8 protein-coding genes and 1 pseudogene are annotated in these 21,759 nt (G+C 71.3%); 7 read left to right on the top strand and 2 right to left on the bottom strand.

All coding sequences use genetic code 11. The annotated features are described in order from the left end of the window. The first annotated feature begins 67 nt into the window (after nt 1-67). Nucleotides 68-1,333: a beta-ketoacyl-[acyl-carrier-protein] synthase family protein gene (locus ACSU6M_RS32155; RefSeq protein ID WP_437074532.1), complete on the top strand. Its 1,266-nt coding sequence runs from the start codon at nt 68-70 to the stop codon at nt 1,331-1,333. Continuing rightward, nucleotides 1,326-2,576, top strand: a complete 1,251-nt coding sequence (locus ACSU6M_RS32150) for a ketosynthase chain-length factor (protein ID WP_437074530.1) — start codon at nt 1,326-1,328, stop codon at nt 2,574-2,576. The genes ACSU6M_RS32155 and ACSU6M_RS32150 overlap by 8 nt, the downstream gene beginning before the upstream one ends. Nucleotides 2,577-2,755: 179 nt before the next feature. Here ACSU6M_RS32150 and ACSU6M_RS32145 read toward each other — a convergent pair whose 3' ends face one another. Then, nucleotides 2,756-3,760: a ketoacyl-ACP synthase III family protein gene (locus ACSU6M_RS32145; RefSeq protein WP_437074528.1), complete on the bottom strand. Its 1,005-nt coding sequence runs from the start codon at nt 3,758-3,760 to the stop codon at nt 2,756-2,758. Nucleotides 3,761-3,951: 191 nt separating this feature from the next. On the opposite strand from ACSU6M_RS32145, the gene ACSU6M_RS32140 reads away from it, so the two are divergent. The 4 genes from ACSU6M_RS32140 to ACSU6M_RS32125 all read left to right on the top strand — a co-directional run bounded on the left by ACSU6M_RS32140 (nt 3,952) and on the right by ACSU6M_RS32125 (nt 7,050). Then, a complete protein-coding gene (locus ACSU6M_RS32140) occupies nt 3,952-4,212 on the top strand; it encodes an acyl carrier protein (protein WP_437074526.1) in 261 nt (86 codons plus the stop codon). 43 nt (nt 4,213-4,255) lie between these two features. Then, nucleotides 4,256-5,065 carry a class I SAM-dependent methyltransferase gene (locus ACSU6M_RS32135; RefSeq protein WP_437074525.1) on the top strand — a complete coding sequence of 270 codons (810 nt, stop codon included), beginning with the start codon at nt 4,256-4,258 and terminating at the stop codon, nt 5,063-5,065. A 472-nt stretch (nt 5,066-5,537) separates the two neighbouring features. Continuing rightward, complete coding sequence (locus ACSU6M_RS32130) at nt 5,538-6,161, top strand: response regulator (RefSeq protein WP_437074523.1); 624 nt, start codon at nt 5,538-5,540, stop codon at nt 6,159-6,161. A gap of 139 nt (nt 6,162-6,300) precedes the next feature. Beyond that, a complete protein-coding gene (locus ACSU6M_RS32125) occupies nt 6,301-7,050 on the top strand; it encodes an SDR family oxidoreductase (RefSeq protein WP_437074521.1) in 750 nt (249 codons plus the stop codon). A gap of 77 nt (nt 7,051-7,127) precedes the next feature. Here the strand turns inward: ACSU6M_RS32125 and ACSU6M_RS32120 are convergent. Further along, nucleotides 7,128-7,657: pseudogene (locus ACSU6M_RS32120) on the bottom strand (AfsR/SARP family transcriptional regulator). Nucleotides 7,658-8,160: 503 nt separating this feature from the next. Here ACSU6M_RS32120 and ACSU6M_RS32115 point away from each other — a divergent pair. Then, nucleotides 8,161-21,741, top strand: a complete 13,581-nt coding sequence (locus ACSU6M_RS32115; RefSeq protein ID WP_437074519.1) for an SDR family NAD(P)-dependent oxidoreductase — start codon at nt 8,161-8,163, stop codon at nt 21,739-21,741. Nucleotides 21,742-21,759 lie beyond the last annotated feature (18 nt).

Genomic DNA, 21,759 nt, shown 5'->3' with positions numbered 1-21,759 from the left:
TGGCCGCTATCAGGAAAGAGATACACATGCCGATTACTGCCTCCAGCGTGCGTTCGGTGAGGGCACGATGAATCGCCGGATCGCCATCACCGGCATAGGCGTACGCGCCCCGGGGGGTGCCAACGCCAAGGAGTTCTGGGAACTGCTCTCGTCCGGCACCTCGGCCATTCGCACCATCTCGCTGTTCGACGCGTCAGGATGCCGCTCCCGGATCGCGGGTGAATGCGACTTCGACCCGGTCGCGGAGGGCCTGTCCGCCCAGGAGATCCGGCGGATGGATCGCAGCGCACAGCTCGCCGTCGCCGCGACCAGGGAAGCGGTCGCGGACGCCGGCCTCGACATGGAGAAGACCGACCCGCATCGCACCGGGGTCACGGTCGGCAGCGCCATCGGCGGCACGATGAGCCTGGACCGGGAGTACAACGTCCTCTCCGACGGCGGCCGCAAGTGGCTCCTCGACCACGAGTACGCGGTGCCCCACATGTACAACTACCTCGTCCCGACGTCGATCGCCGCCGACGTGGCCTGGACGGCCGGAGCGGAAGGCCCCGTGTCGCTGGTGTCCACCGGCTGCACCGCGGGCATCGAGTCGGTGGCCCACGCGGCGCAGCTGATTCGCGAAGGTTCCGCCGATGTGATGCTGGCCGGCGGCTCGGACGCGTCCATCTCACCGATCTGCGTCGCCTGCTTCGACGCGATCAAGGCGACGACGCCTCGTAACGACGAGCCGGAGACCGCGTCCCGGCCGTTCGACCGCACCCGCAACGGGTTCGTGCTCGCCGAAGGCAGTGCGATGCTGGTGCTGGAGGAGCTGAACCACGCCCTGGACCGCGGCGCGCACATCTACGCCGAGATCGGCGGGTGGAGCGTGCGCACGAACGCCTACCACATGACCGGGCTCCGGGCGGAGGGCCCCGAACTGGCCCAGGCCATCGAGGTGGCGCTGCGGATGGCCCAGCGCGTGCCCGAGCAGGTGGACTACGTGAACGCGCACGGCTCCGGGACGAAACAGAACGACAGCCATGAGACCGATGCGTTCAAGCGCAGCCTCGGCGACCACGCGTACCGGACGCCGGTGAGTTCCATCAAGTCCATGATCGGACACTCGTTGGGCGCGATCGGCTCGATCGAGATCGCGGCATGCGCGCTGGCCATCGAGGCCGGTCTGATTCCGCCGACGGCCAATCTGCACGAACCCGACCCGGAGTTGGGCCTCGACTTCGTGCCGCTGACCGCCCGGCCGGCGGATCTGCGCACGGTGCTCAAGGTCGGCAGCGGGTTCGGTGGTTTCCAGAGCGCCATGGTGCTGACCAAGAGGGGTTCCGATGACTAGGCCCATCCCGGCGCGTGACACCAGCACCGCGCCGGCGTCCCGTCGCGCGGTGATCACCGGTCTCGGGGTGGTCGCGCCGAACGGGTTCGACACCGACGCATACTGGGACGCCGTACTGCACGGGCGCGGAGGCATCGACCGGATCACCCGCTTCGATCCGGCGCAGTACCCGGCGACCCTCGCGGGCGAAGTGCCCGACTACGACGTCCGCGCGTACATACCGGGCCGGCTGGTGCCGCAGACCGACCAGGCCACCCGGCTGGTGCTGATCGCGACGGACGCGGCGGTCAAGGACTCGGCCCTTGAGCCGGACACCGTCGCCGAGGACGAGGTCGGCATCGTCACCGGCCTGTCCACCGGCGGGCTCGAGTACAGCCAGCGGGAGCTGGAGAAGCTGTGGCGCCTGGGCAGCAACCATGTCAGTGCCTATCTCTCGTTCTCCTGGTTCTACGCGGTGAACACGGGGCAGATCTCCATCCGGCACGGGCTGCACGGCCCCGGCGGGGTCCTGACCGGCAACACCAGCGGACTCGACGCCATCGCCCAGGCCCGCCGGTACGTGGGCGAGGGCCTGCCGGTGGTGATGTGCGGTGCGGTGGAGAGTGCGATGTGTCCGCTCGGGTGGACGATCGAGTTGACCACCGGGCAGCTGAGCACCGTGGCCGACCGGACGCGGGCCTATCTGCCGTTCGACACCGCGGCGTCGGGGTATGTGCCGGGTGAAGGCGGCGCCATGGTCGTCGTCGAGGAAGCCGGCCGTGCGAGCGCACGAGGGGTTCGCCCGTACGGCGAGATCGCCGGGTACGCCAGCACCTTCGATCCGCGGCCCGGTTCGGGACGGGAGCCCGGACTGCGCCGGGCGATCGAGTCCGCGCTCTCGGACGCCGGTGTGAGGCCGGCCGACGTCGACGTGGTGTTCGCGGACGCGGCCGGGGTCGACGAGCTCGACCGTGCCGAAGCCGCCGCGATCACGGGTGTGTTCGGGCCCCGAGCCGTTCCGGTGACCGCGCCGAAGACGATGACCGGCCGGCTGTACTCCGGTGGCCCGGCGCTCGATGTGGCCACCGCGTCGCTGAGCATGCGGCACGGCGTCATTCCGCCCATGATCAATGTGACCAGCCCCGTCCGGTCCGATCAGCTCGATCTCGTCCTCGGCCGGCCGCGGGAGACGACCGTGTCCACCGCCTTGGTCCTGGCCCGCAGCGGCGGCATCAATTCCGCGATGGTCCTGACGGCGGCGTAGCGGCGGCCGCCGGGGCCCTGGCCGACGCCATGCGTACGGGGCAGTCGTCGGGTGACGGCTGCCCCGTACGGCATCGGCCCGGAAGAGGGCACCGGGCCGCGCCGGGTCCCATCGGCCGGGCACCGTCCGGCTCCATCGGCCCGGCATCGCCCGGCTCCATCGGCCCGGCGACGCCCGGCTCATGGCCTGGCGACGATCTCCACGATGCCGACCGTCCAGGTGAAGCCCGCGCCGACGCCGGCCAGCAGGCACAACTGACCGGGCTCGAGGGCACCCTCGGAGACGAGGTGGGCCAGCCCCGCGAACTGGTCGCCCGCGCCGAGGTGGCCGACCTGCCGGCCCCAGGACCAGGTGGACCGCTGGGGGTCGATGCCGAACGGGTCGAAGTACTGCGCCCGCATCCGGGTGCGGCCCAGGTTCGGCAACACATACCAGTCGATCTCGCTGAATTTCACGTCCGCTTGGGCGCAAGCCCGGTCGAACGCCTCCCGTTGGCCCGCTTGGATGCGGTCGAGCAGGGCCACCACGCCGAGCTCGCGCACCAGGGAGTCGCTGTTCAGGTCGACCGGCGATCCTGCGGCCAGGGGCGCGTCGCTGAACCGCTCACCGCGGCCGCCGTGCTCCAGTCCGGAGTCGGACACCGACACCAGCGCGCGGAGCCTGGCGAACCCCGTGCGGGTGGACAGGACCACGGCGGTGCCGCCGTCGCCGCAGATCGTGCTCGGATCGCTGTGCCAGCGGTCGAAGCCGGGCAGGCTGAACCGGTCGGCTGTGGTGATCAGGGCGGTCGGCCGGTTGCCGGCCCTCAGATAGCCGGCCGCGAGCTCCAGGGCCATCATGCCGCCGTTGGACATCTGGCGGACCTCGACGGCCGGGCACGAGCCTCCGCCGGAGAACCGCTGGATGTACGAGGCCGCCGGCCACATGTCGTGGCCCTGGTGGTAGGCGCAGGCGTGCAGCAGCAGGTGCAGGTCCTTCGACTCGACCTCGGCGCGTTCGAGTGCGTCCCGTGCCGCGAGCACCGCCATTTCGGGCGCCGACCTGTCCGCCGAGACACACACCGATTCGATACCGGTGTTCCAGACCCGTGCCCGGTCGGCGAGGCCGGCGTGTTCCGCCTCGTCGAGTGTCATGCGCTCGGGCAGCCACGAACTCGCGGCGGCGATATACATGTCGTCGCTCATCTTCGTCCTCCTACGGAATGGGGCGGATACCCGCATCGGTCATGCTCGGCAGGCCCGGCGGAGGTTCGTTCGAGGCCCAGGCGAGGCCATCGGCCCGAATGATCAGGAATCGTCGTCGATCGGAACTCGATCGGGTGTCGAAGCCTCCCGGCAAGGGTGGTTCCGAGGTCACGAGACGAAAGGGGAAACACATGGCGACATTCACTCAGGCGGACCTGGTGGGTTACATACGCCAGGCCGCGGGCGAGGACGACGCGTTCGACCTGGACGGCGACATCGCCGAGATCACGTTTTCCGACCTGGGCTATGACTCGGTGGCGATGGTGGAGATCACGCTTCTCGTCGAGCGTGGGCTCGGAATAAGCCTGCCGGAAGACGACCGGGCGAGTAAGAACGCGACACCCAAGGAGTTCATCGGGCTGGTCAACGAGTTGCTGCCCGCGTCGATCTAGCCGTGGGCCCGGTGGCGCGGACGGCTCAACAAGGAGAATGTCCATGTACAACACAGAGCACGAGCAACGCTTCGACAATGACGCGCCGGCAGCGCCCGAGCAACTGAGTCTGCTGTCCGAGATCCTCAATCGGGAGACATTCGGCGTCCTGGGCGAAGAAGTACGTGTCGGCCATGGCTGGCGCTGCTGGGACGTGGGCGCCGGGGACGGCTCGGTGGCCCGCTGGCTGGCCGCAAGAGTGGGTGTGTCCGGACATGTGGTGGCGAGCGACCTCAAACCGCAGCATGTGCCCGAACATCCGCGGATCGAGGCGATCCGCCATGACCTCACCCGTGATCCGTGGCCGGAGCCGGAGTTCGACCTCATTCACGCGCGGCTGGTGCTGATGCACCTGGCCGACAACGAGGCCATCGCGGCAAAGCTGGCCGCACATCTGCGGCCGGGCGGTGCGCTGGTGCTTACCGACTGGTACTGCGCATGCGCCGACGAGGGCATCATCAAATCCCCCGTCGACGAATACACGGAGCGAATCTTCCAGGAATACCACGACGGCGTTCATAAACTCGCCGGGCAGACCGGTATGGACTTCCACTGGGCGTCGCGTACACCGGACGTGCTCTCCGCCGCCGGCTATCGGGACATCACGGTGCGGGACTACCGGGCACCGGGAGCGGGCGGCACACCGACAGCGCGGCTCGCCCTGCTGCACAGCAGCATGCTGGAGTCCTTCCTGCTCAGCCACACCGCCCTGACCGCCGCCGACCTCGCCGCGATCCGGCGGACGCTTGCGGACCCGGCATTCGAGATGGTGACGAACCACACGTACACGACCGTCGTGCGGGTACCGAAGTGAGGACGGGCAATAGGAAACGGACCGCGGCGGAAGGGCGGGCGGCGGCAGTCGCGCGATCCTCGCCTTGAGCGTCTTGACTCCGCCCGCCGCGCGTGCCCGGGCGAGCAGACAGGGCCACGGGTAAGAATTGGGTAAGCCATCGTGCATCCGGGTTTGAACTTCACCGTTCTTGCCCGGCGTTGCACGGTGGCCCCCACCTGTGAATTCTTTCACCAACCTTGTCAGATGGCAGGGCCACGGACTACCGTACGGGCGCAGGCTAGCGAACATGCGGGGGTATCAATGGCAGCTGCTGAGGCGCTATTTCCGGCGGCAATCCTGAATGTGCTTTTCGGGGTCGAGAATGCCATCCAGGACCAGGAAAGAACCTCCGTCCGAGTCCGGCGCGACGAAAGACAGGGGGCATCCGGCGCGGTTTCGGTTCATTCGGAGGCAGGCCATGCGGCCTGACCTCGCCGGTCGGCTACGGATAGTGCTCATAGACGACCACGCGCTGCTGCGCGAGGTGATGCGCGAAGCGCTCGACATGGAACCGGACATGACCGTGGTCGGCGATGCCGCCACCGGTGCAGAGGGCATCCTGCAGTGCAAGACCGAACAGCCCGATGTCGTCTTACTCGACGTGAACATTCCCGACGGGTCGGTCACCGAGGCGGTGCACGCCATCCGCTCGATATCGCCGCACAGCAGGGTCCTGATCGTCGGTATGCGTGACGACCCGGTGCTGGTGCGCCAATTGCTGGAGTGCGGTGTCCGCGGCTATCTGAACAAATCGGTGAGCCGGATCGACCTGGTGTCCAGTATCCGTGCGGTGTGCGCCGACGACATCCGCACCGTGCTGCACATATCCGCAGAGGCGCTGACCTCCATCGCCTCTGCGTCGAACGACCCGGACATGCTCACCAAACGGGAGTTGGAGGTGCTGACCCTGGTGAGCAAGGCCATGAGCAATCGGCAGATCTCGCGGCGGCTGGCCATTGCCGAGGGCACGGTCAAGCGCCATCTCGGGACCATCTTCTCGAAGCTGGGCGCCCGTTCCCGACTCGAAGCGGTCAACAAGGCGATCTCCATCGGCCTCATCCCGCGCGTCGGCTGATCCTGCGCACGAGTGCGGTGAATCCGTACGCCTAGCGCATTCAGTGAATGACGAGACCAGCGAAAGGCGGCGTGCCTTGTGTTGTCGCCGCCTTTTCCTGCTGGTCCCATCACTCAACACCAAGGGGAATTCGTAGACCATGACAAGCTTGAAGGGCAAGACGGCGCTGGTGACCGGCGGTCGGAGCGGCATCGGCTTCGGCATCGCCACCGCGTTGGTCGAGCGGGGCGCGAAGGTCGTGATCACCTCGCGTGATGAGGACAAGCTGCACAAGGCGGCCGCCGAACTCGGCGAGGAGCGGGCCATCGGTGTCGCGGGCGACGCCCACGACCCCGAGCATCGGCGGACCGCGGTGGCGACGGCCGTCGACCGGTTCGGATCGCTCGATCTGCTGGTGAACAACGTCGGCGGCACCGAGAGGATCGCCCGACGGCTGGTCGACATCGAGGTGGAGGACTACCGGCGCACGATCGACAAGAACCTGGTGACCGCGCTGACCTGGATCCAGGCAGCATGGCACGGCTGGCTCGGCGAACACGGCGGCGCCGTCGTCAACGTGTCCTCGATCGCCGCCATGCTCGCCGTTCCCGACGGCACCTCCTACGGGACGGCGAAGGCGGCGCTGAATCACTTCACCCGGCAGATGGCGAACGAACTCGCGCCCGGCGTCCGGGTGAACGCCGTCGCGGCCGGCACGGTGCTCACCGACTTCACCAGGGCGAACGTCGAGGGCCGAGAGGAAAAGGTGGTCGGCTCCATCCCGCTCAAGCGACTCGGCGAACCCGCCGATGTCGGTGCGGCCGTGGCCTTCCTCCTCTCGGAGGACGCCTCCTGGATCACCGGGCACACCCTCGTCGTCGACGGCGGTCGGCTGCTCCACAACCGCTAGCACGGCCCGATGACGGATCGGGGATCGCCGGTCGGCGATCCCCGATCCGTCATCATGCCCTCCCCGCGCGGCGGTCCCTACCGGGTGACCTGCCGCGCGCGGGACCGCTCGGACATTCCCCAGTCCGCCCAGGAGTCACGGCCGGCCAGGACCTCCTGGTGGAGTTCCCGCAGCATCTGAGAGGGCTCGAGCCCGAGTTCGGCCGACAGCGTTCTGCGCAGGTCCTGGTAGGCGATCAGCGATTCATTGCGCCGGCCGCTGGACGCCAGGGCCTTGATCAGCTGCGCGTGGTACCACTCGTTGAGCGGATCGGCCAGCAGCATGGCCTTCAGCTCGCCGACGAGCTCCCGGTGCCGGCCAGCATCGCGTCGGCCTGGATGCGCAGTTCGACGGTGTGCGCCCGCTGCTCCGTGAGATGGACGACATGCGCCTGGATCGACGGACCGGCCGTCACATCGGCGAGCGCCGGACCCGACCACAGGTCGAGCGCCTGCCGCAGCAGCCGTGCCGCCGCGGCCGGATCGCCGGCGGCGAGCGCGGTGCGCCCCTGATTCGCCAGCCGCGAGAACGCCTCCAGGTCCAGCTGGTCCGGCTCCACCCGGAGCATGTAGCCGGCGCCGCAGGTGGCGAGCACCTGCTCGACCGTGCCGTCCGGCACCCACGGCTCGAACTGGCGCCGCAGCTGGTAGATGTACGTCTGCGCGGTGGGGACGGCGCTCTTCGGCGGCTTGTCACCCCACAGTTCGTCGATGATCGCGTCGAGCATGACAACGTTGTTCGCGCACAGCAGCAGCTGCGCCAGCACACGCCGCGCCATCGGCGCGGTCGGCGTGCAGTCGCCCAGATCGTTGGTGACGGTTAGGCGGCCGAGTACCTGGAAGTGCAACACGGGCGAATGCCTCCACACGCTGATCGTTCGGGACGGGCCTCGAACCAGACTCTGCCGAGCCCCGTAGACCGCGGGCAATGCTTCGAGGCGAAGGTCCCACTCCGGTGACCGTCTCGGATCGCGCCCCCTACAACCTTCGTCGCATTGGCACGACATGAGGTTTGCGCGCGGCGGCACCGGCCCAGCCCGCCCCCCTGAGAGCAGAGTGAGAACCCGCTGTCATGACGGAGAAGTTCGTGAAAACGAGTGGTCAGGACGTTGTCGCGGTGGTCGGTCTGTCGTGCCGCCTGCCGGGCGCGAGTTCCCCCGAGGCGTACTGGGATCTGCTGTCGGCAGGCCGCGAGACCGTCGGCGAGGTTCCCGCCGACCGCGCCGCGCACATCGGCGCGCGGGTGGGCCGGGCCGGGCTGATCGACGGGGTCGCGGACTTCGACGCGGGCTTCTTCGGGGTGTCGCCACGCGAAGCCGCCGCGATGGACCCGCGGCAGCGGCTGATGCTGGAACTGGCGTGGGAAGCCCTCGAACACGCGGGCATCGACCCGTCGGCGGTACGCGGCGACCGCGCCGGAGTCTTCCTCGGGGCGATGGGCGACGACTACGCCGCGCTCCTGCGCGACCAGGGCGAGTCAGCGATCGACAGCTTCACCCTGTCCGCGCTCCAGCGCGGCATCCTCGCCAACCGCATCTCCTACTTCCTGGGACTGTCCGGCCCCAGCGTGGTCGTGGACTCGGCCCAGTCCTCGGCTCTGGTCGCCGTGCACCAGGCGTACGAGAGTGTGCGCCGCGGCGAGTCGGCATGGGCGCTGGCGGGCGGGGTGAACCTGATCCTCTCGCCGGAGTCGACGGCCACCGCGAGCGAGTTCGGCGCGCTCTCGCCGGACGGAAGGTGCTACACGTTCGACGCGCGGGCCAACGGCTATGTGCGCGGCGAGGGCGCCGGCCTGGTCGTGCTCATGAAGCTCGCGGACGCCCTCGCGCACGGCCTCGACGTGGTGTGCGTGATCCGCGGCGGCGCCGTGAACAACGACGGCGGCGGCGGTCGGCTGACCACCCCCAGCCGGTCCGGGCAGGAGGACATGCTGCGGACGGCCCTCTCCGCCGCCGGGGTGGCCCCCGCCGAGGTCGGGTACGTGGAGCTGCACGGCACCGGCACGCCGGTGGGCGACCGGGTGGAGTCGGCGGCGCTGGGCGCGGTCTTCGCCGATCGGGACCGGCCGCTGCTGGTGGGGTCGGCGAAGACGAACGTGGGGCATCTGGAGGGGGCGGCCGGAGTCGCCGGGTTCCTCAAGGCCGCGCTGACCGTCCAGCACGGCCAGGTGCCGCCCAGTCTGCACTTCGCCACTCCCCCGGACGACATCCCGCTCGCCGAGCTGGGCATCGAGGTCGCCGCCGAGCTGCGCGAGTGGCCGGGCGACGGACCGCGGGTGGCCGGCGTCTCGTCGTTCGGCATGGGCGGCACCAACTGCCATCTGGTGCTCGCCCAGGCCCCGGACCCCGCTCCGGCCGAGGACAGCCGCCCCGGCTACGCGGGCGCGATCCCCTGGCTGGTGTCCGGCGGCAGCGCACAGGCACTGCGCGCCCAGGCCGAACGGCTCGCCGGTCACATCGCCGCACACGACCCGGATCCGCTCGACGTCGGCTTCTCCCTGGCCACCACCCGCGCCGCGCTCGCCCACCGCGCCGTCGTGATCGGCGCCGACACGGGCGAGTTGACCGCCGGCCTGACCGCGCTGGCGGCGAGGACGCCGACGCCGTACGCCGTGTCCGGTGCGGTCGTCGAGGGCGGCACCGCCTTCCTGTTCACCGGGCAGGGCGCCCAACGCCCCGGCATGGGCCGCGACTTGTACGCGCGGTTCCCGGTGTTCGCCGGGGCCTTCGACGCGGTGTGCGCGGAACTGGATCCGCTGCTCGGCACAGGACTGCGGGAGATCGTCTGGTCCGACGCGGACCTGCTCGGCCGGACCCGGTACACCCAGGCGGCGCTGTTCGCGCTGGAGACGGCACTGTTCAGGCTGGTCGAGTCGTTCGGCGTACGGCCGCAGCACCTGATCGGCCACTCGATCGGTGAGGTCACCGCCGCGCACATCGCCGGGGTCCTGTCGCTGTCCGACGCCTGCGCGCTCGTCGAGGCACGCGGACGGCTGATGCAGGCGGCGCCGTCCGGCGGGGCGATGGTGGCCGTCAACGCGGACGAGGACGAGGTGCGGGCCATGCTGCCCGAGTCGGGCGTCGGCATCGCCGCCGTCAACGGGCCCGGCTCGGTGGTGATCTCCGGCGACACCGAGCCGGTGCTCACGCTGGCGGAATCCCTCCGCGCCGACGGAGTGAAGACCAAGCGGCTGAACGTCAGCCACGCATTCCACTCCCATCATCTCGACGGAATCCTGGACGAGTTCGCCGACGCCGTCGCCGGGCTGACCTTTCACGCCCCCGAGATCCCCGTCGTCTCCAACCTCACGGGGCGCCCCGCCACCGCGGACGAGCTGACCGACCCCGGCTACTGGGCCCGCCAGATCCGTGGCACCGTCCGCTTCACCGACGGCATCCGTGCCCTGCGGAGCGCGGGCGTCTCCCGGTACCTCGAACTCGGCCCCGACCCCGTGCTCACCGGCATGACCCGGGACACCCTCGCCGAGCAGGCGCCCGTGGCGGTGTCCGCGATGCGCTCCGGGCAGGCGGAGGACCGCACCCTGCTGAAGGCGCTCGGCGCCCTGCACACCTCGGGCGAGGCGGTGGACTGGACGCCGCTGCTGCAGGGCGGTCGCAGGACCGCGCTGCCCACGTACGCCTTCCAGCGCCGCCGGCACTGGATCGGCGAGGCGCGGGAGACCGCGGTGGGACGAGCGGGCGGGGGCGTGAGCGGTGAGGCGCGTGAGGCAGCAGTCGGTGAGGCGCCCGCGGTCGGGATCGGGGAGACGCGTGAGGCGCCGACCGGTGAGGCGCATGCGGCCTCTCCCTCAGCCGGGCCGGCCCCCGTCCACGACCGCGACGGACTGCTCGACCTGGTGCGCGCGCACCTCGCCGCTGTCCTGGGCCACGCGGCGGCCGACATCGCCCCGCGGACGTCGTTCAAGGACCTCGGCCTGACCTCGCTCACGGCGGTCGAGCTGTGCACCGGACTCTCCGCGGAACTCGGCCTGATCCTCTCCGGTTCGCTGGTGTTCGACCACCCGACCCCCGACCGGCTCGCGGCCTACCTGCACGGGGAGCTCACCGGGATCCGTGACGCGAACGACGACGTGCGCGGCCGGGCACCGAGGGTCGGCAGCGGCGCCGACGACCCGATCGCCGTCGTCGGCATGGGGTGCCGGTTTCCGGGTGGCGTGTCGTCACCGGACGCCCTGTGGGAGCTGGTGCGGTCGGGGCGGGACGCCATCTCCGAGCTGCCCCGCGATCGCGGCTGGGACCTGGACAACCTCTTCGACCCGGAACCCTCGGCCTCTGGCCGGACCTACGTCCGCCACGGCGGCTTCCTCGACGACATCGCCGGTTTCGACGCCGCGTTCTTCGAGGTGTCGCCCCGCGAGGCGCTGGCCATGGACCCCCAGCAGCGGCTGCTGCTGGAGACCGCGTGGGAGACATTGGAGGACGCCGGCATCGAACCCGGTTCGCTGCGCGGCACCGACACGGGCGTGTTCATCGGCGCCATGGCGGGCGACTACGGCCCGCGGCTCGACACTCCCTACGGCGGCGTCGACGGGTACGTACTGACCGGAACCAGCGGCAGTGTCGCCTCCGGTCGGCTGGCGTACTTCCTGGGCCTGGAGGGGCCCGCGGTGACGGTGGACACGGCCTGCTCGTCATCGCTGGTCGCGCTGCACCAGGCCGCCCAGGCGATACGCAACGGTGAGTGCTCGCTCGCGGTGGCCGGCGGCGTCACCGTGATGTCCTCACCGGGCATGCTGGTGGAGTTCTCCCGTCAGCGCGGGCTGTCCCAGGACGGACGCTGCAAGGCGTTCGCCGAATCGGCGGACGGCACCGGCTGGGGCGAGGGCGCGGGGCTGGTGGTGCTGGAGCGCCTGTCCGAGGCGCGGGCACGCGGGCACCGGGTACTGGCGGTGCTGCGCGGCTCGGCGGTCAACCAGGACGGCGCGTCCAACGGACTGACCGCCCCGAACGGCCCCTCCCAACAGCGCGTGATCCGCCGGGCGTTGACCGATGCCGGACTCACCGGCGCCGATGTGGATGTGGTCGAGGCTCACGGCACCGGCACGAAGCTCGGCGACCCGATCGAGGCCCAGGCATTGCTGGCCACGTACGGGCGCGAACATTCCGAGGACCGGCCACTGTGGCTGGGCTCGCTGAAGTCGAACATCGGCCACACCATGGCGGCCGCGGGGATCGGCGGCGTGATCAAAATGGTGGAGGCACTGCGACGCGGCATCCTCCCTCCCACACTGCATGTCGACGAACCCACATCTCACGTGGACTGGAGCGCCGGCGGCGTACGACTGCTCACACAGGCCCGCGAGTGGCCCGAGCTGGGCCGGCCGCGACGGGCGGGAGTGTCGTCGTTCGGCATCAGCGGCACCAACGCCCACGTCATCCTGGAGCAGGCCCCCCAGACCCCGCAGGCATCGGTTGCGGAAGCTCCGGTGGACGGGCCCGTGGGCTGGGCACTGTCAGCCCGCTCCGAGGAGGCGCTGCGGGCCTACGCAGGACGGATCGCTGCGGCCGCCGACGGGGGACCCTCCGTCGTAGATGTGGCTACGACGCTGGCGGGACGAACCGCGTTCGAGCACCGCGGTGTCGTGGTCGGTACCACTCCCGAGGAATTGCTGGCAGGACTGAGCGCGCTGGCCGATGGCCTTCCCGCCGAGAACGTCGTCTCGGGGGTCGCTGGGTCCGGAAAGTCGGTGCTGGTGTTTCCGGGCCAGGGGGCGCAGTGGGAGGAGATGGCTCGGGAGCTGTACGCAACCGCTCCCGTGTTCCGAGAGCGTCTTGAGGAGTGCGCGCGGGCGTTGTCGCCCTTTGTCGAGTGGGACCTGCTGGAGGTCTTGCTGACGGACGAGGGTGCGTCTCTGCTCGAGCGGGTCGACGTGGTGCAGCCGGCACTGTTCGCGGTAATGGTCTCCCTGGCGGCACTGTGGCGGTCCTACGGGCTGGAACCGGACGCCGTCGTCGGACACTCGCAGGGAGAGATCGCCGCAGCCTGTGTCGCCGGTGCCTTGACACTGGACGACGCGGCCCGCGTCGTTGCCCTGCGCAGCCAGGCCATCCGCGCGCTGGCACGTCAAGGCGGCATGGTCTCGGTCGCGTTGCCAGTAGAGCAGGTTCGGCCCCGACTGGAGCCCTGGGGCGGTGACATCGCGATCGCCGCCATCAACGGCCCCGCCTCCACCGTCGTATCAGGCAGCGCCCGGGCACTCGACGAGATGCAGAACGCCCTCGACGCCGAGGGCGTGCGCACCTGGCGCATCCCGGTCGACTACGCCTCACACTCCCAGCACGTGGACAGGATTCGGGACGAGGTGCTGGAGCTGCTGGCACCAGTTCGGCCTCGGGCCAGTGAAGTTCACTTCTACTCCACCGTCACCGGACAACGGATCGACACCGCCGAGCTCGACGCCGACTACTGGTTCCGCAACCTGCGCAGCACCGTCGAGTTCGAGGCCGCCACGCGACTGCTTCTCGCGGACGGCTATGACGTGTTCATCGAGTCCAGCGCTCACCCGGTCCTGGTTCCTGGTGTGCAGGAGACCATCGACAGCACCTCCGCGCCCGCTCGCAGCATAGGAACACTGCGCCGACACAACGGTGACCTGACCAGCTTCCTGCGCTCCGCCGGAGAGGCATTCACCGCCGGCGCCATCTCTCGCTGGCCCCACGCGCACCCCGGCCGTCATGTCAGCCTGCCCACCTACCCCTTCCAGCGGTCGCGCTACTGGCTCACCTCCGACACCAGCCGCCGTGACATCGGCGCGGTCGGACTGACCGCCGCCGGCCATCCCCTGCTGGGTGCCGTCACCGAGGGCGCGGCCAGCCTGGTCCTCACCGGGCGGATCTCCCTGGCCACCCATCCCTGGCTGGCCGACCACATGGTCGCGGGCACCGTCGTACTGCCGGGTGCCGCTTTCGTCGAGCTGGCGGTGCATGCCGCCGACCGGGTCGGCTGCGGGAGTGTCCGGGAGCTGACCGTGCAGACGCCGCTGGTCCTGCCGGAACAGGGTGCGGTGCGGCTGCGGGTGGAGGTGGGTGAGCCCGCCGGCGGTGACGGCGCCCGTCCCGTTCGTATCGACGCGCGGCCCGACACGGGCAGCGACGGCTCCTGGACGTGTCACGCCACGGGCGTCCTGGACGTCGAGGCGCCCGCCCCGGACTGGGACCTCACCACCTGGCCCCCCGCCGGCGCACAGCCCGTCGACGTCTCCTACGACACCCTCGCCGACCAGGGACACCACTACGGACCGACCTTCCAGGGCCTGCACCGGATCTGGCACCACAACGACCACGTCTACGCCGAAGTCGCCCTCCCCGCCGACCCGGACGCCTACACCATCCACCCCGCCCTCCTCGACGCAACCCTCCACACCGCCCTGATGGGTCAGGTCCTGCCGGACGACGGCCGGGTGCGGCTGCCATACTCCTGGGAAGGGGCGACTCTGCACGCCTCCGGCGCCTCGGCGCTGCGGGTGTCGGTGACGAGGGTGGGGGACAACGCGCTGCGGCTGCGCGCGGCGGACGGTGCCGGCAGGCCGGTGGCGGAGGTGGTGTCGCTGGCCATGCTTCCGGCCGACGTGGCCGATCTGGCCGGCCCCGGCGCTGCGGCCGTGCACCGGGACTCCCTCCTGCGCCTGCAATGGACCCCCTTGCCGTCGACGGACGCGGGGCCCTCCACCGGACTCTCGCTGCTCGGCGACGACCCCTTCGGACTGCGCACGGCGACGGGCGACGGCGTCACCTGGCGGGAGTTCGGCGAGCTGTCCGCCGTACCCGCCGATGCCCCCGACGTGGTCGTATGCGTCGAGGGTGACCCGGCGCCGGACGTCCCGCGGGCCGCCCGCACCGCGCTGTACCGTGCGCTCGATCTGGTCCAGGGTTGGGTGTCCGACGACCGGTTCGCGGAGGCGCGGCTGGTCGTGGTGACCCGGCGTGCGGTCATGACGGGGGACGGAGAACCCGTACCGGACCTGTCCGTCGCGCCCCTGTGGGGCCTGCTTCGCTCCGCGCAGAACGAGAACCCCGGTCGGCTGGTCCTGGTGGACATGGACGAGGACGTCCGCTCGCTCGCCGCGCTGCCGTCCGCGCTGGCCGGTGACGCCACCCAGTTCGCCCTGCGCGAGGGGCGGGTCCTGGTGCCGCGCCTGGCCCGGGTGACCGCCAGGAGCCCGCGGGGCCCCGAAGCCGTGCCCGGGCGGCCGGAGTCCGAGGACGGGAGCGTGCCGACGTCCGGGGACCGGAGCGCGCCGGAGTCCGAGGACCGGGGCGCCCCGGAGTCCGGGGACCGGAGCGTGCCGGAGCCGCCGGTCCGGTGGGACAGCGACGGGACCGTGTTGATCACCGGTGGCACGGGAACGCTGGGCAGGCTGTTCGCCCGGCACCTGGTCAGGCGGCACGGGGTGCGGAGGCTGCTGCTGGTCTCGCGGCGCGGGCCGGACACTCCCGGAGCCGCGGACCTGGTCGCCGAGCTGTCGGCGCTGGGCGCCGCGGTGACGGTCGCCGCGTGTGACGTGGCCGACCGGGCCGCGCTCGCCGCGCTGCTCGGGGGAATCCCGGCGGAGCACCGGCTCACCGGTGTGGTGCACGCGGCGGGGACCCTGGACGACGGGCTGGTCTCCGGGATGACCCCGGACAGGCTGGACGCCGTACTGACACCGAAGCTGGACGCGGCGTGGAACCTGCACGACCTGACGCGGGACCTCGGGCTGTCCGCGTTCGTGCTGTTCTCGTCGATCATGGGCACGATCGGCAACGCGGGCCAGGGCAACTACGCCGCCGCGAACGTGTTCCTGGACGCGCTCGCCCAGTACCGCAGCGCCACCGGACTGCCGGCGACCTCGCTGGCGTGGGGCTTCTGGGACGAACGCAGTGAACTGACCGCCGACCTGGACGCCGCGGACATCGCCCGCATGGCGCGCACCGGGCTGCGGCCGCTGCCGTCCGACGCCGGCCTCGCGCTGTTCGACGCGGCGCTCGCGGGCGGCGAGGTCACCGCCGTACCGGCCGCGCTCGACCTGGAAGGGCTGCGGGCGCAGGCCACTCAGGCTGCGCAGGCGAGCCTGCCGGAGGTGCTGCGCGGGCTGGTCCGTGCGCGGCGCGCGGCGACCGCGGTCACCGCGACCGGCTCCACGCTCGCCGACCGGCTGGCCGGCCGCCCGGCCGAGGAGGTCGACCGCGAACTGCTCGACCTGGTGCGCTCCCACACCGCGACCGTGCTCGGGCACGCCGGCACCGGTTCCGTGCAGCCGACCGTCGCGTTCAGGGAACTCGGCCTCGACTCGCTGTCCGCGGTGGAGCTGCGCAAGCGGCTCAACGAGGTCACCGGACTGCGGCTGCCGGCCACCGTGGCGTTCGACCACCCGACGCCGGCCGCGCTGGCGGAGCTCCTGCGCGAGGAACTGCTGGGAGCGGCTCCCCGGAACGCCGCTCAGACCGCCCCGACCGCCGCTCCGACCTCCGCTCCAGCCGTCCCGACCTCCGCTCCAGCCGTCCCGTCCACCGCTCCGGCCGCGACGCCCGCCCCCGCCGGGGACGACGATCCGATCGCCATCGTCGGCATGGGATGCCGGTATCCCGGCGGTGTTCTGTCACCGGGCGGCCTGTGGGACCTCGTGCGGTCGGGCCGCGACGCCGTCGGGGGGCTGCCGCGCGACCGCGGCTGGGACCTGGACAACCTCTTCGACACGGACCCTGCACGCACCGGCAAGAGCTACGTCGACAAGGGCTACTTCCTCGACGACGCAGGCGAGTTCGACGCCGGGTTCTTCGGGATCTCACCGCGCGAGGCGCTGGCGATGCACCCGCAGCAGCGGCTGTTGCTGGAGACCGCGTGGGAGACGTTGGAGGACGCCGGCATCGAACCCGGTTCGCTGCGCGGCACGGACACTGGCGTGTTCATCGGCGCCATGTTCCAGGAGTACGGGCCCTCGATGCACGAGGGGTCGGCGGAGGCCGACGGACTGCTGCTGACCGGCGTCAGCGGCAGCGTGATATCCGGTCGGCTGGCGTACTTCCTGGGCCTGGAGGGGCCCGCGGTGACGGTGGACACGGCCTGCTCGTCGTCGCTGGTCGCGCTGCACCAGGCCGCCCAGGCGATACGCAGTGGTGAGTGCTCGCTTGCGGTGGCCGGCGGCGTGAGTGTGATGTCCTCGCCCGGCGTCTTGGTGGAGTTCTCCCGTCAGCGCGGGCTGTCCCAGGACGGACGCTGCAAGGCGTTCGCGGAATCGGCGGACGGCACCGGATGGGGCGAGGGCGCGGGGCTGGTGGTGCTGGAGCGCCTGTCCGAGGCGCGGGCACGCGGGCATCGGGTACTGGCGGTGCTGCGGGGCTCTGCGGTCAATCAGGACGGCGCCTCCAACGGACTGACCGCCCCGAACGGCCCCTCCCAACAGCGCGTGATCCGCCGGGCGTTGACCGATGCCGGACTCACCGGCGCCGATGTGGATGTGGTCGAGGCTCACGGCACCGGCACGAAACTCGGCGACCCGATCGAGGCCCAGGCATTGCTGGCCACGTACGGGCAGGAGCACTCCGAGGACCGGCCGCTGTGGCTGGGCTCGCTGAAGTCGAACATCGGTCACACCATGGCGGCCGCGGGGATCGGCGGCGTGATCAAGATGGTGGAGGCACTGCGACGCGGCATCCTCCCTCCCACACTGCATGTCGACGAGCCCACCTCACACGTGGACTGGAGCGCCGACGGCGTACGACTGCTCACACAGGCCCGCGAGTGGCCCGAGCTGGGCCGGCCGCGGCGCGCGGGAGTATCGTCGTTCGGCATCAGCGGCACCAACGCCCACGTCATCCTGGAGCAGGCCCCCCAGACCCCGCAGGCATCGGTTGCGGAAGCTCCGGTGGACGGGCCCGTGGGCTGGGCGCTGTCAGCCCGCTCCGAGGAAGCGCTGCGGGCCTACGCAGGACGGATCGCTGCGGCCGCGGCCGCCGATACGGAACCGTCCGTCATGGACGTGGCTACGACGCTGGCGCGGCGGACCGCGTTCGAGCACCGCGGTGTCGTGGTCGGCACCACACGTAAGGAGCTCCTGGCGGGGCTGAGGTCCCTCGCAGAGGGCCTCCCTGCCGATGATGTGGTGACGGGGCTCGCCGGGGAGGGCAGGACGGTTCTGGTCTTTCCGGGCCAGGGTTCGCAGTGGGACGGGATGGCTCGGGAGCTGTACGCAACCGCTCCGGTCTTCCGGAACCGCCTGGACGCATGCGCGAGCGCCCTCTCCGCCTACGTGGACTGGGACCTGCTGGAGGTGTTGCTGACCGACGAGGGTGCGTCTCTGCTCGAGCGGGTCGACGTGGTGCAGCCGGCACTGTTCGCGGTGATGGTCTCCCTGGCGGCACTGTGGCGGTCCTACGGGCTGGAACCGGACGCCGTCGTCGGACACTCGCAGGGAGAGATCGCCGCAGCCTGTGTCGCCGGTGCCTTGACACTGGACGACGCGGCCCGCGTCGTTGCCCTGCGCAGCCAGGCCATCCGCGCGCTGGCAGGCCAGGGCGGCATGGTGTCAGTCGCGCTGCCAGTAGAGCAGCTACGGCCCCGACTGGAGCCCTGGGGCGGTGACATCGCGATCGCCGCCATCAACGGCCCCGCCTCCACCGTCGTATCAGGCAGCGCCCGGGCACTCGACGAGATGCAGAACGCCCTCGACGCCGAGGGCGTGCGCACCTGGCGCATCCCGGTCGACTACGCCTCACACTCCCAGCACGTGGACAGGATTCGGGACGAGGTGCTGGAGTTGCTGGCCCCGATCAAGCCGCAAGCGAGCAGCGTCCGCTTCTACTCCACGGTCACCGGACAACGGATCGACACCGCCGAGCTCGACGCCGACTACTGGTTCCGCAACCTGCGCAGCACCGTCGAGTTCGAGGCCGCCACGCGCCTTCTTCTCGCGGACGGCTATGACGTGTTCATCGAGTCCAGCGCTCACCCGGTCCTGGTCCCGGCCGTGCAGGAGACCATCGACACCACGGACATTCCTGCCCGCAGCATAGGAACAGTGCGTCGGCACAACGGTGACCTGGCCAGCTTCCTGCGCTCCGCCGGAGATGCATTCACCGCCGGCGCCATCTCTCGCTGGCCCCACGCGCACCCCGGCCGTCATGTCAGCCTGCCCACCTACCCCTTCCAGCGGTCGCACTACTGGCTCACCTCCGACACCAGCCGCCGTGACATCGGCGCCGTCGGACTGACCGCCGCCGGCCATCCCCTGCTGGGTGCCGTCGTCGAGGGCGCCGCCGGCACGGTCTTCACCGGCCGTGTCTCCCTGGCCACCCACCCCTGGCTGGCCGACCACGAGGTGGCCGGTGACGCCGTGCTGCCCGGCGCCGTGTTCGTCGAGCTGGCGGTGCACGCCGCCGACCAGGTGGGCTGCGGCACCGTCCGTGAGCTGACCGTGCGGACCCCGCTCGTCCTGCCCGAACACGGTGCCGTGCGGCTGCGGGTGGAGGTCGGTGAGCCCGCCGGCGGCGACGGCTCCCGTCCGATACGGATCGACGCACGCCCCGACACGGGCACCGGCACGTCCTGGACGTGTCACGCCACGGGCGTCCTGGACGTCGAGGCGCCCGCCCCGGACTGGGACCTCACCACCTGGCCCCCCGCCGGCGCACAGCCCGTCGACGTCTCCTACGACACCCTCGCCGACCAGGGACACCACTACGGACCGACCTTCCAGGGCCTGCACCGGATCTGGCACCACAACGACCACGTCTACGCCGAAGTCGCCCTCCCTGCCGACCCCGACGCCTACACCATCCACCCCGCCCTCCTCGACGCAACCCTCCACGCCGCGTGCACCGAGGGCCCTCGGCTGGCGACGTCGTGGCGTGGGGTCGCCGTGCACGCGGTCGGCGCGTCCGCCCTGCGGGTGCGGATCGGCCCGGACCGCGCAGGCTCGGTGTCGATGCTGCTGGCCGACACCGTGGGCGATCCGGTCGCCGAGCTCCGGGTCGGCACCAGTGCCGTCGATCCGGGGGAGTTGCAGGCCGCCAGGGTCGCGCAACTCGGGGCGCTGTATCGGGAGGTGTGGGTCGAGCATGTCGCGAGGTCGTTGCCGCGCAAGGCGAACTGGGCGGTCGTGGGCGAGGATCCGCTCCACGCCCTGGCGGGACTGACGGCCGCGGGTGCGAACGCCCGGGCGTACCCGGCACTTGACGTCCTGGCCGAAGCCGGCGGCGATGTGCCGGACTACGTGGTGCTCACCGTGCCGGAGGGGGCGGAGGTCGCCGCCACCGTGCGGGAGACACTGCGCCGGGTCGACGCCCTGCAGGCGACCGGCGCGCTCGCCACGGTGACCGTGGTGGTCCTGACCAGCTCCGCGGTGCCGGCGTTCGACGATGCCGGCACCGACCTCGGGGCAGCCGCGGTGTGGGGGCTGATCCGGTCCGTGCAGGCGGAGAACCCCGGGCGGTTCGTGCTCGTCGATGGGGACGCGCACGAGGCGTCGTGGCGGGTGCTGCCGAGGGCCCTCATGTCCGGCGAGCCACAGATGGCGGTGCGCGAGGGCCGGGTCAGGGTGCCGCGGCTCGCCCCGGCCCGGCCGGCGGAGGACATGGAGCGGTCCGCCGGGGACGAGGGCACCACGCTGATCACCGGCGGGGGCACGCCCATGGGCGAACGCCTCGCACGGCACCTGGTCGCCGTACACGGGGTACGACACCTGGTGCTGACCGACGCCGAGGCTCCCGCGCCGGCCGGGGAGCTCACCGCGGAGCTCACCGCGTTGGGCGCGACGGTCACCACCGCGGCGTGCGGTCCCGGCGACCGCAGGGCGCTGCGCGAGCTGATCGACCGCCTGCCTCCGGAACGTCCCCTGACCAGGGTCGTGCACATACCGGAGGTGCCGGCAGTCGATCAGGCGGCCGCTCCCCCGTCTTCCTCCGGTCCGGATGCGCTCGCCGCGGTGCTGCGAGCGGCGGTGGGTACCGCGGAGATGCTCGACCAGGAGATCGGGGCCGCCACGCTCGTGCTGTGCTCGTCGTTCGCCGGGACCGTCGGCGGCGACGGAACCGCCGCCTCGGCCGCGTCGGCGGCCGCACTGGACGCGCTGGCCCGGCGGCGCCGGGCGAACGGGGCGCCCGCGGTGTCGCTGGCGTGGGGGCCGTCGGCGCTGGGGGACGCCCCGTCCCGTGCCCGGATGCCGGGAGTGGGGGTGCTGGGGGTGCGGGAGGCGGTCGCGGTGTTCGACGCCGTCGGTCGCGCGCGTGAGCCCGTGTGGATTCCGGTCCGGCTGGATCTGGCCGAGCTGGCCCGGCAGGCCGCGTCGGGGCAGGTGCTCGCGCCGGCGTTCAGGTCGCTGGTCAGGACCACGGGCAAGCGCACCGCGGGCGGCGGCTCGGTCTCGGCGCCGCTGCTGCGGGAACGGCTCGGGTCGATGGCGGACGCCGACCGGGACCGGACGCTGTCCGAGCTGATCTCCACGCAGATCTCGGCGGTGCTGGGGCTCCCGTCGGCCGATGTGGTGCCGCCGCACCAGATCCTCCGCGAGCTCGGGTTCGACTCGCTGTCCCTGCTGACCCTGCGAAACCGCTTGAACTCGGCGACGGGCCTGCGTCTGGACACCTCGTCGATGTTCGACCGGTCGACACCGGACGACCTGGTCCAGCGCCTCAAGCGGGCCCTGCTGGAGAACTGACCCACCGGAGGAGACGAT

Source organism: Streptomyces sp. enrichment culture, assembly GCF_964272895.1.
GTDB lineage: Bacteria > Actinomycetota > Actinomycetes > Streptomycetales > Streptomycetaceae > Streptomyces.
This window is presented reverse-complemented; position numbering and strand designations above follow the sequence as displayed.

What these genes read in the sequence shown, in the direction of transcription:
- ACSU6M_RS32150 (WP_437074530.1), top strand. Translation starts at nt 1,326, where the DNA reads ATGACTAGGCCCATCCCGGCGCGTGACACCAGCACCGCGCCGGCGTCC.
- ACSU6M_RS32125 (WP_437074521.1), top strand. Translation starts at nt 6,301, where the DNA reads ATGACAAGCTTGAAGGGCAAGACGGCGCTGGTGACCGGCGGTCGGAGC.
- ACSU6M_RS32140 (WP_437074526.1), top strand. Translation starts at nt 3,952, where the DNA reads ATGGCGACATTCACTCAGGCGGACCTGGTGGGTTACATACGCCAGGCC.
- ACSU6M_RS32145 (WP_437074528.1), bottom strand. Translation starts at nt 3,760, where the DNA reads ATGAGCGACGACATGTATATCGCCGCCGCGAGTTCGTGGCTGCCCGAG.
- ACSU6M_RS32135 (WP_437074525.1), top strand. Translation starts at nt 4,256, where the DNA reads ATGTACAACACAGAGCACGAGCAACGCTTCGACAATGACGCGCCGGCA.
- ACSU6M_RS32155 (WP_437074532.1), top strand. Translation starts at nt 68, where the DNA reads ATGAATCGCCGGATCGCCATCACCGGCATAGGCGTACGCGCCCCGGGG.
- ACSU6M_RS32115 (WP_437074519.1), top strand. Translation starts at nt 8,161, where the DNA reads ATGACGGAGAAGTTCGTGAAAACGAGTGGTCAGGACGTTGTCGCGGTG.